Consider the following 14,595-nt stretch of genomic DNA (forward strand, 5'->3'; position numbering starts at 1 on the left):
GACCAGCCATTGCGCTAAGCAATGATCTAGTCTGTCAGACAAGTAACATGACGATTGTGGCTCCAATTAGCAGTACCAAGCGTAATTTTCCAATGTATCATCGACTAACTAGTAGTCAAACAGTATATGGAAAAGTATTATTAGATCAAACCATAGCCTTAGATTTACGGGCAAGACATGTCACTGATGAAACTATTGTCGATCATGTATCGCGTGAAGAACTAGAAGAAATAATCACTTTGTACAAATTATTGTTTAGTATTGATGACAAATAGAAGAAGTCATTTCTTTAATATTAAAACAAATAACCCCCAAATCTATATTATAGATTTGGGGGGTTATTCTTTCAATGTTTTCGAGGGGTTATTTGGAACTTATAGCCCCTGAAAGCGACTAATAAATTTATATATTAATGATAATTAATATAAATATTCTAAAGATAGATTAATTACTTATCTATTGCACTAATTACCTCTTGAACTAATATTGATAATTTATTATCAATATAGTTTTCAATATATTCTAAATCTAATTCCCCCTCACTATCTACTGGTAATTCAAGAATTGAAGAATTAAATAATTCTTCAAAATTTCTGACTAAGTCGCCCTTATAAAGCTCACTATATTTATTAAAGATGGTAGTAAAATACAAAGCAATTTTAGCATTAAATTTTGTAAATAATTTCTTGTTAGGAATAATAGATCTTGTAAATTGCCCTGCATAAAATGAAGTGTCCATATAAAAGAAACGCATGCCCATCAGTCCTACAGCTAAAACATTACCTGGCATAAGATGTTCATCATCATAATAATGTGTGTATCCAGCAATTCCATTTTGATCTACAGTTCTTGTAAAATAAGGATATTTCCCATTACTAGAAAATGTCAAACTATCCTTATTCAAAGAGGGATTCTTTCTTACTGAAAATAAATCTCCTGCCTTAAATTCATCAACATCTGTGCTGATATTTTGTTCTATTAATTTTTTGTACAATTTTTCAGAGCTGCTTAAAATATGAGTTATTTTCCAAGTTTCATAAGGTATAATGCTCGAATAAAAGTCTCGCTCTTTTAGTTTAGGGTCAACAACTATATGTTGGTCAAAATTCCAATCTTTTCCGCTAAGCGGATCTACAGTATCTTCAAAATATGTTTCATTTTGTTTTAAATATTTTGAGTTGGAAATTCCATTCTTAACAACTTTAATTAATTCATCATACCGTTCTTTGGCTGTTCCATCATCTTTAAGATTAGAAGCAGCCTTTTTCCTATTCGTACGAGTATAACCATCTTTACGAAAGTCAATGAATTTTACGATATCATCATTAGCTTGTGGTGTACCCACTTCAAACAAATAAATAGATGTTTGAACATTTGTTTTAAACAAATCTGTAGGCATTTTTATTGATGCTATTAGTCTTGATTTTTTCATTATTCGCGTATTAATATCTACAGCTTTACCATTTCCAGCAGAGTCCTGAACAATAACAGCTGCTCTACCATGAACCATTTTATTTAAAGCTTTTTCAACAAAAATCATTCCATTTCCCTCCGCAGAATATGGAGGATTAAGTAAAAACACATCCGCAGGAAATTTACCAGTATTTCCATATGCATAATTACCATTGAATTGGGTCAAACTGTTTTTATTGATAATATTTGATGATCCATCTCCCATAAGAATCATATTTAAAACTGCTAAAACATATATGTCTGGGAGCTTTTCAATTCCAAGCAAATGATAATGCTTAATTTCAATAATCTTATTTTTTTGTTCTACTGGGGAATGTATATTGTTATATACGTCCTCAATCATCAAATTCATAGCAGAAATTAAAAATCCACCGGAACCAAGTGCCCAGTCCCAAACATATGAATTCATGTTTACTCGTGTCAACTTGGCCATAAGATCTGTAGTCTGTCTTGGAGTTAATACTACGTCATTAGTATCACCATCAGGAACATCTACCCAATCGTTCATTATATTAAATAGTTTTCCAGTAAAATCTATGGTCCCTGTCATATGATAAGCAGGTATTAAATAATTAAATATTTGCGTATAGGCTAATTTTAATGGAGATTCATTTTTTTGAGAATCCTTAACCCCTAAATTGCTAAATTTGATTGGTTGTCTTAACGCATTTAGCAGTTGTTCTTGTTTTACTTTAGGAATGTTAGTGTTCTTGAGAAAATTTTGCACTTTTCGCATTATTAAATCTCCATCAGTATTACCATCTTCTGTATCACCAGTTAAGTCAAGTGGTTTTAATGGCTTAACTAGATAATTGTCATTATTATCTTTAACTCCTAAAGCAGCCATTATGGAAGCGGCCACAACAAAAATTCTTTGTCCCGTCCTAATTCTTGACTCTTGCCTTAAAAAATCATTTAGCTTTTTTAATACTCTATTTAGTCTTTCATCATCCTCAAGAAGCTTATCGTGGAGTTCTTTAGGATCCAATTGAACATCATGAATATGCTTAATTAATATATTTTGGCCTTCTTTGTTTAAAAAAGTTAAATCATTATATTGGTCTACAAGAATGGGCAAATCTGGATTTTTTTTATTAAGAATATAAGCTTTAACTTCGTAATTCGGCTTATCTGAAGAATCAATATACCCATTAACTCCAACTGCGAGAGCTTCATTGAATTCAGTTTTTTTGATCACGGCACTGGCATAATAGCAGGATCCATTTACAGCATAGTTGGGAATAGCCTTTTTAAAATCATATGTTCCATCTTCATTTTTTAAAATGACGTTATTATATTTAGATAAATATTCTAATTTATTCTTAGTCCCCTTATATTCGATTAATACAGGTATTTTTGATAAACCGTTATTTAATATTAATTGTGCATCTGGTCTTGCAATCCCATCCCCTCCTCTTTTTGTCATCATATTTTTTAATGCTTTTTCAATATTTATATCAATAACTCCCTGTTGAATTGCATATTTTTGATTTAATTTTACAAGCTGAGAATTTGCCCAAAGTTCAACATTTGGTTCTATACTTTTTATCATTAAAATCGTCATCCTTTATATAAAATTAACTATTGTAATTAAATACCTTAATTCCAGAAATGCCACCAACCATTATTGGTTTTGCTCTTAGATACTTTCTTTTTCCTATTCCGATATTCATCAACTTTGTTTCCGTTTTGCTTGTCGTTTTTATCCTTTCTGTGGCTGGTATTATCACTATTCGACAAGGTATCGTCCTTGTCGTTTGGTTGTTGCTGTTGAGTTGCACTAGGAGGTTCAAGCAAGCCACTCAATTTCTGAACGTGTTCTTTTAATCGATGGTTTTCTGCAACCGTTGCTATCTGTAATTTCTGTTGCTGGTCTAAGGCTTGTTGTAAATTTGAAATTTGTTGATCTTTAACATCAAGTTGTTTCAGTAAGATATTATCAATATTTTTGTCCTTGTCGTTTTTATCTTGCTGATTTTGTTGTCGTTCTTGTCGTTTTTTCTTGTCAAAATTAGCAAGCAGTTTAACGCCTTGATTGTCTATTTCTAGATGGTTTTTGACTTTATAAGTGTGTTCACTTCGAAAGCCATTAATGCTATTAATACGTTGATTGATAGCCTGCTTTGATAATCTTAATTCTTCTGAAAGTTGTCGAATAGTCTTGCCCAATAGTTTCACCACCTAATTAATCCGCCTTAAATTATAAGTTAAAAACGACAAGAACACCAATCGACAAGTAAATCTTAAACTTGTTGTCGTTCTTGTCGTTTTTTAGACTAGGTATCAATATTCAAGCTAAACTATAATTAATCTGGTTCTGGTTGTTGCCACCAATGAATGTTGCTTTAACAGCAAATAGCCCAAATTAACAACAACTAAAGTTTGCAGCTAGTTTTTTCCTAATGGCTTGTTTTGATACACCAAATTCGTCAGCAAGCTCTTTAATAGTTTTAGGCATGGTTTCCAAACCCCTTTCGGAGTTCAGCAAGTGCTTCTTTTCGTGCTTGATCTCTTATTTTTTTATCATGTTCGATCTGCTTTTCAGCCAATGCTTGTTTTTTCAGTTGTTCCTAAAGGTAAGCATTTAACTTTGTCAATTGCACGCCACTTTTCTTTATCTGATAATTCACTATTATGCTGAATGTTAAAGAGTTTTTGACGCTCATCTTGGAATTTTCCTTGAGAAAAATCATTTGCGTCTTTTCTTTCAGGTTTCCAAGTAAAAGAATAACCGATAACTGGTTTCCCCCGGCCTTTACCATATTTTCTCTAATCGTTAGACCTCTAAAAAGCGGGGTTAATTCCTCTCTAATTGGCTTAATAACTTTTTTATCAACATTTGAAGGACTATTCCAATAACTTTTAGGTATATCAAGCAATTCAAAAAAATCTTCTTTAGAGAAATAAGAATAGCCAGTAGTTCGAAATTGCTTAATTAGACGAAACATTGTTTTTGCATAACTGCTTTTTAAATTTCTAAATTCTGTTAAGGCATAACGAACCCAACTTTCCAAATCGTTTAACAAGTGCAACGCTTTGGGATAAATTTGGATATCAACATAAGGTTCTTCAGCCTCACCCTTAATTTCAAACTCGGTAAACATGACAAAAAATTCGCGATTTAAGCCACTCTTACTTCTTCGACCAAACTTAAAGCTGAACGTCCTTGGTAAGTTCGCCGAGCAATGACAATTTTTTTAAAACTTGTTCCAATAAAGAATCAGCCGTAGGCTCAGCTTTAGTTGACCAAATTTTGTAATAGTTGTAAACTGACCGCCATTCTGGGAAATCACCGAGGACTTGACGCCATTGGCAATCGGTTTTCAAGACATATAGGACCGCACAGAAGACCTCGTAGAGGTCATATTTTCGAGGCTTAGTTCGCTTACGAAAATTTTCTAAAGCTGGTCGAATTAATTCAAATTGTTGCCGAGTAATATTGCTGGGATAATTTTTCATAGCTTAAACTCGCTTTTTACATAGAAGTATATCAAAAATCATAGATCTTGGACAGCTTCTAAGATAATGTTGACTTATTTTTTAAAAAAGTAGGCAATAGCTCCGCCTGTTAGAATTGGTGCTCCCATACTCTTTATAAATGTATCAAGAAAATATCCACTGTCTTTTTTTATAGCAGCATTTATTACAATTAACATTGATAAGAGAAACATAAAAGCTAGGGTTGCCCAACTCATTGCACTTGTGGTTGATTGGTCAGCAGTATTCTTTTTTGATTTTCTAGCACGTTTTCGACTTTCTCCGTTTCGGTTATTCATTATTTAAACAACTTCCTTGCTGATTCCAAAGTATCAGGATTCTTCTTACTATAACTTTTTATATAATTTTCAAGTAGTTTGTTAGCGATAGCATTAACACTGGTTTCCTTTAGGGATGCGATCAGCTTAATATCTCTAGCAGTTGCCGGCGTAACCAGCAAACCCATGCGTTCGCTTCGTTTCTGTTCAGGAGCTTTATGTCTAACAACATTTCTTTTACCAGTGGTCATAACTTCTGGTCGGTCTGGTTCTGTACTAATTTCATCCTGTAAAATGTCGGCAGGGTTTTCCATTTGGGTAAAGTCTTTTTTCTTTGCTTGCATCATAGTAAACCTCCTAAAAGTTCATTGATAAATTCATTGATGTCATTTGTTACTTTAGCTTTAGGCGCATAAGTAAAGATGTTGGTACGTTTGCCCTGCGCTTCCTTGATAGCAATTGCTTCCCTGATCTTATTCTTAAAGACTTTTGTTTGTAGCCGTTGACTGGTTTCATTAAACATGTCCGTAATGGCTTTAGTAAATTTGGTTCGAGTATCGTAACGTCCAATCAGAATACCGGCAACTTTTAAGTCAGGATTCGACCGCCGTTTGATTGATGAAATTGTCCGTGCAAGCTGTCCCAACCCTTTTAAACTGTAAATGTCTGCCTGCGTCGGAACTATCACATAATCCGAAGCGGTTAAAGCATTCAGTACAGCGATGCTTAATGCGGGCGGTGTGTCTAAAATGATAAAATCGTAATTCTCTTTAACGTCCTTCAAAGCATCATTTAAATTGTATTGGGTGTCGATCAATTGCTTACGGGCAATCTGAACATCTAAGGTCGCAAGGTTCGGGCTTGCAGGAACTAAGTCTAATGAACCTTTTGCATCCGGCATGTCTGCATGAACAATCGCATCCTTAATATCAATATCCTGTAAAAGAAGTTCAAATGTTGTTTCCTTTGGGTCATATTTTAAATTGGTGGAATAGCTAGCGTCTGCCTGTGCATCTAAATCAACCAACAAAACCTTGTACCCTCGATCAGCTAACCCATAGGCTAGGAATAAAGACGTTGAGGTCTTACCTGTTCCGCCTTTTTGATTAGTAACTGTAATTGTTGTCGTCAAAACTTCATCCCCTTATCTGTACCAACATTAGTATATGCTAATATTATAACGTTAGTATGTTTGCATATCCTTACCAAAAATAGCATTATCAACACGATTGCTACTTTTATTCTTAATTGCGGTTAAATGATGCGCATAGATTTCGGTTGTTTGGAGGTTAGCATGTCGTAATAGCTGTTGAGTTTCCTCTAGCGTGCCACCATTCAAAAGGTTTAGGGTCGCAGCCGTGTGTCGTGTACTATGTGCCGTTAAACGATCACTATTGAACCCTGCCTGCTTAAAACAGCTTTTAACTGTTCCACTGATACTTCTGGTTGTTAAACGTTGTCCAGCGTTGTTATGACTGGTAGAAGTAAACAACGGTTCTTTAGGGGATATGTTGCCCCGTGCCTTCAAATATTCTCGAATGGCATTTTCAACATGTTCCGGCATTCTTACCGGTGCATCTTTTTCATCGTGTCCCTTACCTTGTACATATAGAACAGTTGTGTCGCCACTAGCCCGCATATCTTCAATGTTTGAACGAGATACTTCAACCGTTCGCAGTCCCATTGTCAGCATTAAAACCAGCATTGCATAATCACGTTCGCCTTTAACAGACGTCCGGTCGATCGCTAACAGTATTTTTCTAGCCTGCTTACTGGTTAGATAATCCTTCTTATGTTCGGTACTAATGCGAACACCTTTTACATGTTTCGCAATATCTCGATAGATACCGGCTTCTTCAGTCCATTTAAAGAATTGCTTTACTGCCATGATGTAGTTTTGAACTGTTGTCGCTCGCTTACCGGCATCCTGTAATTCCTTCCGGTATAACTTCACATCTTCCGGCTTTGGCTGTTGAATGTTATGCTCCTGCGTAAACTTGAACCACTGTTTTAAGGATGTCTTGTAAGTCCGTAGTGTGTTTGGGGTAGCGTCAATGAATGCCACAAACATATTAAAATAATCACGTTGATTGGTTGGATTGAATGTCGTTAAACCATTACGATCATTCTTATTAACCGGCATTACTTCCGCTTCAATAATTTCCCCTTTGTCCATACTCTTACATCCCTTCTATCCTAGCTTAACTTTTACAAACATTATAACATACCAATGTTAGTATATACATATATTATAATAAACCAACATTAGTATATCGGTACATCTACAATAACAAACAAAAAGCTATCCTGACATGAATACAAGATAGCTTTCTTTTTATCCCAATATCTTTTTAAGTTCAGCACTGTTACTAAATTCCCTTAAAGCAATCAGGGCAGGGATGATTAATTCTTCACACATTCCGCCAGCTTTTATCAAACGGATAGTTTCAGATAGTTGTTGATAGCCCAACTCGCTGCTTTTTAGGTAAACACTCATATTTCGACCTTCAGAATGTCTGTCAGCCATTGCTTTGCTGTTCTTATAAATTATGCCGGCAGTAGCCTTAAATGGCTTAGACGGCGTTTTATGGCTGTTTTGTGTTGTGCCTTCGTCTACTAAGTTTCCAAAGTCTAATTTCATGTTCTACCCCCTGTATTTTGGCAAATGTGTAGAAGCCGGTTCAAGGTTTATATTATTATTGTCCCAAAAATCAATAGAAAGTTGGCATCAATACATGACAATGTTCAGTACAGTTCGAAATCTTTTTAACAAGCTAACCGGTTTCGATCAAGTGATTAGTCTTACCGTCCTATATCTGCTGTCGTTCTTTTTCAGAGGGCAACTTAAAGCGTATCAGTCAGCGTTTCAATCCTATGTAGCACATAATCAACTAACAATTACAACTTTAGTGATGCTGTTCGTTTGCTTCTTAATTGCAATGGAATTGATTTACTACGGCTGTTGTGCGATTACTTACCGGCGTGCCTGCCAAAAGATAAAAACATCGTCTGAAGAAATTGATACACAAGCTCTCGTAGATAAAATAATCTCTGCTTATGTTGAACCAATTTACGCCCTTAATCGACTGTTTATGTTACCTATCATGGCTTATTTATTAGCATCAAATTTAATCGGTTTTCATTTAACAGCTTTGTTTGCTTCCTTTAGCACTGCTGATTATGTTGCCTTAACAGTTGCAATCATTAGTATTAGTTGTCACGTCCTACCGTCATTGAAAAACTTTGTTTGGCGACATCTATCTTTCGAATAACGTCTTATACTGCTTTTCATCAATAATTTCAGAGGTTTCGGTATTCCGGTATAAATACTCGCCGTTTTTAGCTGATGTAACTTCCCAACCGTCCATAATTGGTAACATATCGCCTGCATTCACTTTTAAAGTTGCTGTATCAATTGTCGTCTTAGGCTCTTCAGAATTGCCCTTTGGGGATGCTTCAGGGTCAAGATAGAAGTTGAACATTGGATAGTACGCAAAGTCCAATGTATCGCCGGTTTGCCCGTTACGGTTCTTTAGAATAACTGCTTGAATTTCACGACATTCCTGCGCCTTCGCATGGTTGACATCAAAGCCTTCCTCGCCTGTTCCTGTAAGCTGAAGTCCAATTAAAACATCAGAACTATATTCAATGTCGCCGGATTCCTTAAAGGACTTCATGCTTACTTTGGTGTTGTAGCTATCACGGTTAAAGCTACTGATCGTAATTACAGGGATGTGATGCTTGGTAGCAAGTTTCTTCATTGCATTAACGGAAGTCGTTACATTTGCCTTATCGGTTGCACTTGGTTCTTCAGGTTTGAGTATCTGTAAGTAATCAATGATAACTACGGGACGTTCGCCGGTTCGTAAAACATAATCATCGACTACTTTTTGAATATCAGATATTTTGGGGCGAGCTTCAGTTCCGTCATGAATAACAACATTGCTGTAATAATCGCCGTACTGTTCAATCGACTTCGTAACATTGGCTAACTGCGCTTTACTGTAACGTTCCTGCCACTTGCCCTTTAAAATACTTCTAGTCGTTTGGGCTAGTTCAGGCTTGTGGTCGATAGATGCATTCATAAAAGTATGCCGGCTGATGCTCTTAGTCATTAGTTCATAACGTCCCATTTCAAGGGCGAAATACATGACCGGTCTGCCATTCATTGCAATATAATCAGCAATCTGTAAGGCAAAAGTCGTTTTTCCTAATGATGAAATTGCCCCAATTCCGTACAAACCTTCATAAAGACCGCCGTCTAATACTTTGTCTAAATTATCAAAACCGGTCGGAATTGCTTGTACATCTTGACTGTTGTTAATGTAATCCAGTAGTCCTTGTAAATAGTTATTAGGGTCTTTAACCGTTTGGGCTAGTTCATCTTCAAACTCTTTTCGGTTGGCTACAAGTGCTTCGTTGGCGTCTTTATGTCCCCGTGCGATTTGAACATCATAGTTCGTTAAATGCAATTTATTTAATGTATTGGTTAAGCGATTAGTTGCAAGTTGTCCGGCGCTGTCATTGTCCATTGCAATTAGGAAAGTTGGCTGATAATCATTGTTTTTAAACTGGTTTTGCTGTTGAGAAACGCATTTAGCAAACAGATTCACATTACTTGTGCTACCTAATGCGACTGCTTGCGCTACGCCCGTTTCAATGATACTTAGAGCGTCAATTTCTCCTTCAACAATGAAAATTGGCTGATTCTTTGAGAGGGCTTGTTCATTAAAGATATGAACTTGTCCTTCTTTCATTTTGGCATACTTCTGTTCAGGTTCGGTTAGATTATTCCTAACATCCCTAGCGATATAACTTGTATTGCTAGTCGGAATAATAAGGCGGGGGGACGCTTCCGGTGTTGCTCCGTTTAAGATAGCTTTGGGGCTTACCCATTCGCTACTGTAACCTAATCCATACGCTTTAGCTGTTTCTAAACTGATTCCTCGTTTGCTGAAGTAGTCCGTGTTCTGCAAGTTGCTCTGGGCGGTAGCGATTAGCTTCTGATTAATTTCATTTACTTTAGACTGCATCCCTGATTGTTCATTTTTAACCTGATTTTGTTCGGTTTTGTTAGAAGTCGTCAATGGTTCGGCATTGATGTCATACATCTTAATGGCTAAATTATAAGTATCCGCAAAGTTAAAATTTGGGACTGGTTTGCCTTGATTGTCGACAACAATTTGAGCATGTAACTTAGTAACAGCAATTAGATCAAATATGTCCCAATAAGCACCGCATCCAAAACAATGAACATGCTTACCGTCCTTCTTATCAAATGACATTGAAGGTTCTTTATCATCGTGATCAGGATTCAAACAAGTAAATGGTTTATCAATACTGACTCCTTGCCCATTTAAGAAGTCTGGTAATTGCTGCTTGATTTGGTCTTTAATTTTGCTGTTATTCATGTCGACATTCTCCTTGTTGGTTTATTTGTTTGTATTATAGCAAGGGCGCTTTTTTTAAAGTGCGCCCCTTGCCTTATTAAAGATCTTAAAGACCTTAAAGACCTAAGAGATTTCGACCGCTTTAAAAGTCAGTGATAGCAGGGCTTTATAAATTTGGTTGCGTAGCGATACCCCCACCTCTGCACACGGCGACCCCCACCTCTGCACACGGCGACCCCCACCTCTGCACACGGCGACCCCCACCCCTTGAAAAAGTTAGGAATAGCAAGGGATGAGGGTCTTATTTGCTTCATTTATTTGGGGTTAGACTATTTAAAAACGATTGGAACAGAATGTGTCAAACGACTGTTGTATCAAGGAATTAGGGGTTGCGTAGCGATACCCCCACCCTAAAAAGCGACTTTTTGGACAAATCCATTTTTAAAGGGTACTTACTTCTTTGATTTTTTAGCATTATCAATGTGCTTCTTTTGGTTTTCTTTCCAGCGCTTAACAGATTCTTCGGGGTAATCAATCCAAGAAGTAACAACAAGCATACTGTTAATAAATTGGTCGTAGGAAAGATTGTCATAGGTGTCTTTTGTAAATGGTTGTCCGTCTGGGTCAAGGAACGCATAATCTTTAAATATCTGTTGAACTTGTGGTGTGTCCCCTAAATCCCTGAAAAACGGTTCAATTATGCGCCCGCTGTAATTACGATTAGTCTTTTTAACTTCTTCATAGGTTGGCAAAGACGGAATTGCCTTTAAGAGGGTACTGATTCGTAGGCGGTCAGCATTAGGCTCGCCGTATGCAATTCGTTTCTGCTCCTGCATTTTATGGACAATGTAGTAAGCGTGCGGATGCTTTTGCGGGTTAATTTGGTAGATTGCTTTAGCGTATGGCATTACTAAACCTCGCTTAGTGATAATATCATTGAATTCGGGGCTGAATGACACGGTAACGATACCGTCCGGCGTCCTATGAGCAGAGGTTAAGATGTTAATACCGTCAAAAGCATCGACATCTTTAGGACGTTTTCCCTTCCCGTTGGGGCGTTTCATTCCGGAATAAGCAAGTGTTGTTCGTAGAAATGTTTTTAGTCCTTTATCCAGTTGATGCTTAGCATTTCTGCGATCTTTAAGATTTCGGTCATTCATATATTCGGTAACTGAAAAAGATATTGTTCGGCTGTTCTCGTTATTGCTTCTGGTATGTTGGGCGAGCATGTAATCAAAGATAATAGCTTCTGTTGGGGTAAAACTGTTTCCTTCTTTGGCATCGCTGATTGTAGCGGTAATATCGCCGGATTTAATAATTTGTGTTGATAATAAATTGGTAGTTCCTTGTTTGGAATTTAAACGAGAAATATCATTTATTGGTTTATTTTGGGTAATCAGATCGTAGCTATCGGAAGTAAACTTCTTGGACGGTGCTAAGCTAGGGGTCTTAATTGGTGTGGTCTTGATTTGTTTAACCATGATTACAACCCCCCTGCGATGTCCTGTAAAACTTTGCTTGCGGTAACTTTGGTGTCGTTTCCAAGATCAAAGAAACTAGCTATTAGCGCTCTAACAGTCTTTTGAGCTTCTTCTGGAACATCTAAATTATCTATTGCTACGGGTTTAAAAATTTTCTTAAAGGTCTTAGCATCCCTAGCACATTGTTCCTTCTGTTTCTTCGTTATTGGATTATCGTAATTCAGTGAAGGTGTGGCAAGTTCGTGATATTCAAGATAAACAAACTTATTAAAATCTTGAATAGCACCGTGTAAGCGGTGGAATGGTGCAAAGTTCTTCAGGTCAGCTAATTCTTTTTTGTTGGTATATTCGATCAGTCCGTCAATAAAGGCTTCAAAGGCGCGCATATAGTTAATGCCCTGCTGTACTGATTCATAAGAGGAATTAATGCGGTCTAAGATTTGTTGATCGTTAGCTATCCCCTGTAACGAAGTTGAATTTAAGAGCTGGTTAAGTAGCCGGCGATGATTTTTACCGATATTATGTTGCTGAAAGGTAGTAGTGATGTCGCTGTTTTTACTACTAGGTTTAATCAAATAACCATAGTTTTTAGCCGTGTGTCTGATTGATTCCGGCATGACGTCGGTTAAGTCATAACTGTTGCTTGGCGCAAGTATGTCTTGGTAGTATGGCATTCCTGCTTTTGCAAAAGCGCCATTGGAACTAAACCACTCGAAAATATCATCAGGGGCATTGTCTAATAATGCTCTTACTTTATCGTTTTTCTTTAGATCAGTGAGTACGACGTCAATTAGTTCACTGTATTCATCGCTGATAAAATCAGCAATATCTTCATATTCATCAATGTTATCTTCGCCGTCCTCTAAACCATTAAGATCGGATAAATAGGTATGTAGCACTTCGTACTTAGTGGTATCTTTAGTGATTGGGTCAGTTGGCTCGTCTACCCATTTAAAAGGGGCTTCAAGTTTGTATAAGGGGGCTTCCTCTTCCAATAAATTTAAGGCATCGGTTAAAGGAATTTCCTTTTCGTAAGCAAGTTTAACTCCGGCATCATTTTTTTGTTCTTGCCATTCTTTAAAGGTTTGTTCAGGGGATGCTATGCGTCTTTTGCCATTTTTATCGTGATAATGATAGCTGAATTTTTTACCAACTAACTTTAATTGTTCGGTATGAACGTGAGCTTTAAAATCGTCTTCATTGGTGTCTTTTGAGGTCGTTCCGTCCGGTAATACGTAATAGCCGGTAAATATCTCCGGCATTGCATAGTATTGTTCAGGATTTTCCGGTTCAGTTCCCCATTGGCTTTTTATGTTGTCATTTAGTTCTGTTAAGTATTTATCGCTAACAGTTTCATGTTTATATTTTTCGAGAATTGGTTTAGCTACATCGCTATCAATACAAGCCCGAAAGACAATTTCTGCTAAGCAAGTTTTTAAATTAGCAATGTCGGCGGTGGTATTTTTGATATACTTTTTTAGTTTCGTTTTATAAGTTGAATATTGACGTTCACTAATTTCTACTGGTTTGGTTTTGATTACTTGTGAAGTGAATTCAGCCTGCATGATGCCACTGATGTAGGTTCTTAAAATATGGTAGTTGCTAATGGCGTCTAAGGAAGTCGTGTTACAGAAGTTATATAAGTCGGTTAGAACGTTATATAGATCAACATATTTGTTGTAAACCAGTCCGTCTTTTCGTTCTAACTTATTCATGGCTTCATTAACTTGTTCAGTAGAAAGGATTTCAGGGTTGCCCTTCATAAATTCGGCGATGTTTAAGATCATTGCAATTCCTAAACTTTTCCCCGTCCATTTACCAGTCTTAATTAATCGTTGTACGTTGTTCTTATTTACCATGTTTAACAGTCCCCTTCTAGCTAAGCGATGCCGCCAACGCTTTAAGTTGTTGTTCCAATTCGGTTTGGTTGTAAGCTTTTAATGTTTCGGTTAGGATACGTAACTCTTGTGTCAAATGATCGCTTGATAACTCACCGGCTTTAGCTAATTCAATCAATCGTCCTAACTCTTGGTTAATGTCGCTAGAATTGAAACCGTTAGAGAAGTCAATGTCTTCCTTTGTGCTTGGCGCAACGTACTCCTTGTTTAACGCTTCTTGATACTTTAGCTTTAACTCTAACAGTTTGATTGGGTCAACGTCTGATAAATCAATATCATCAATCGCATCGTTGATTTTATTGAGGGTTTGTCCTAGTGATGAGATGCGTTTATCTTTGAGCATCCCATAAGCTGAATACAATTCTTCAAGGCGGTCTTGCTTCCGTTTAGCAATTTCGTTTGTAAAGTTTGCTTCCCATGCTGAACAAGTTGCCTTACTAATTTTAAGTTTTTCAGCAATCTTACCGTAGCTTAGTCCTTCTGCCCGTAGCATGATGAACTGTTGTTTAGTATCTTCAGGCTTCAATTAAGGATGCTCCTTTCTTTTTGAGATTAAACACTATGTTTTAACTTCTGCTAATGTATATTTGTAGAAGTT

The 14,595-nt window shown here is 36.7% G+C and carries 14 protein-coding genes and 1 pseudogene; 2 read left to right on the forward strand and 13 right to left on the reverse strand.

The window, feature by feature from the left end; translation table 11 throughout:
* On the forward strand, positions 1–275 hold a 275-nt coding region (locus LKE01_RS10375; protein ID WP_225426950.1), incomplete at its 5' end, for a type II toxin-antitoxin system PemK/MazF family toxin.
* Between the two features lie 173 nt (positions 276–448).
* Here LKE01_RS10375 and LKE01_RS10380 read toward each other — a convergent pair.
* From LKE01_RS10380 to LKE01_RS10425, 9 genes and pseudogenes are all read right to left on the reverse strand, one after another.
* A complete protein-coding gene (locus tag LKE01_RS10380; protein ID WP_186806018.1) occupies positions 449–3,025 on the reverse strand; it encodes an N-6 DNA methylase in 2,577 nt (858 codons plus the stop codon).
* A gap of 47 nt (positions 3,026–3,072) precedes the next feature.
* A complete protein-coding gene (locus tag LKE01_RS10385) occupies positions 3,073–3,642 on the reverse strand; it encodes a DUF536 domain-containing protein (RefSeq protein WP_054769901.1) in 570 nt (189 codons plus the stop codon).
* A 401-nt stretch (positions 3,643–4,043) separates the two neighbouring features.
* Positions 4,044–4,577, reverse strand: a complete 534-nt coding sequence (locus LKE01_RS10395) for a replication initiation protein (protein WP_338107414.1) — start codon at positions 4,575–4,577, stop codon at positions 4,044–4,046.
* Between the two features lie 88 nt (positions 4,578–4,665).
* Positions 4,666–4,932 (reverse strand): annotated as a pseudogene (locus tag LKE01_RS10400) (transposase); the annotation flags it as partial.
* Between the two features lie 74 nt (positions 4,933–5,006).
* The gene (locus LKE01_RS10405; protein ID WP_056981783.1) at positions 5,007–5,249 is read right to left on the reverse strand and encodes a hypothetical protein; all 243 of its coding nucleotides are present in this window, start codon (positions 5,247–5,249) and stop codon (positions 5,007–5,009) included.
* The gene (locus LKE01_RS10410) at positions 5,249–5,575 is read right to left on the reverse strand and encodes a hypothetical protein (RefSeq protein WP_054769796.1); all 327 of its coding nucleotides are present in this window, start codon (positions 5,573–5,575) and stop codon (positions 5,249–5,251) included. Before LKE01_RS10410 ends, LKE01_RS10405 begins: the two co-directional genes overlap by 1 nt.
* Complete coding sequence (locus tag LKE01_RS10415) at positions 5,572–6,360, reverse strand: ParA family protein (protein ID WP_056981785.1); 789 nt, start codon at positions 6,358–6,360, stop codon at positions 5,572–5,574. The genes LKE01_RS10410 and LKE01_RS10415 overlap by 4 nt, the downstream gene beginning before the upstream one ends.
* Positions 6,361–6,411: 51 nt before the next feature.
* The gene (locus tag LKE01_RS10420; RefSeq protein ID WP_225426951.1) at positions 6,412–7,404 is read right to left on the reverse strand and encodes a tyrosine-type recombinase/integrase; all 993 of its coding nucleotides are present in this window, start codon (positions 7,402–7,404) and stop codon (positions 6,412–6,414) included.
* Positions 7,405–7,563: 159 nt separating this feature from the next.
* Positions 7,564–7,869 (reverse strand): hypothetical protein, encoded by a 306-nt coding sequence (locus LKE01_RS10425; RefSeq protein ID WP_054769798.1) that lies wholly within the window; start codon positions 7,867–7,869, stop codon positions 7,564–7,566.
* A gap of 94 nt (positions 7,870–7,963) precedes the next feature.
* On the opposite strand from LKE01_RS10425, the gene LKE01_RS10430 reads away from it, so the two are divergent.
* Positions 7,964–8,500 carry a hypothetical protein gene (locus tag LKE01_RS10430; RefSeq protein ID WP_056981787.1) on the forward strand — a complete coding sequence of 179 codons (537 nt, stop codon included), beginning with the start codon at positions 7,964–7,966 and terminating at the stop codon, positions 8,498–8,500.
* On the opposite strand, the gene LKE01_RS10435 is transcribed toward LKE01_RS10430, so the two are convergent.
* The 4 genes from LKE01_RS10435 to LKE01_RS10450 all read right to left on the reverse strand — a co-directional run bounded on the left by LKE01_RS10435 (position 8,486) and on the right by LKE01_RS10450 (position 14,523).
* Entirely contained in the window at positions 8,486–10,639 is a 2,154-nt protein-coding gene (locus LKE01_RS10435) for a DnaB-like helicase C-terminal domain-containing protein (RefSeq protein WP_056981789.1), read from the reverse strand. The genes LKE01_RS10430 and LKE01_RS10435 overlap by 15 nt on opposite strands.
* A 431-nt stretch (positions 10,640–11,070) precedes the next feature.
* A complete protein-coding gene (locus LKE01_RS10440) occupies positions 11,071–12,099 on the reverse strand; it encodes a RepB family plasmid replication initiator protein (RefSeq protein ID WP_054769801.1) in 1,029 nt (342 codons plus the stop codon).
* 2 nt (positions 12,100–12,101) lie between these two features.
* Entirely contained in the window at positions 12,102–13,958 is a 1,857-nt protein-coding gene (locus LKE01_RS10445; RefSeq protein WP_056981791.1) for a hypothetical protein, read from the reverse strand.
* 16 nt (positions 13,959–13,974) lie between these two features.
* Positions 13,975–14,523, reverse strand: coding sequence for a helix-turn-helix domain-containing protein (locus LKE01_RS10450; RefSeq protein WP_054769804.1), 549 nt, complete (start codon positions 14,521–14,523; stop codon positions 13,975–13,977).
* Between the last annotated feature and the right edge of the window lie 72 nt (positions 14,524–14,595).

It is taken from the genome of Lentilactobacillus kefiri, from assembly GCF_007989105.1.
Lineage (GTDB): Bacteria > Bacillota > Bacilli > Lactobacillales > Lactobacillaceae > Lentilactobacillus > Lentilactobacillus kefiri.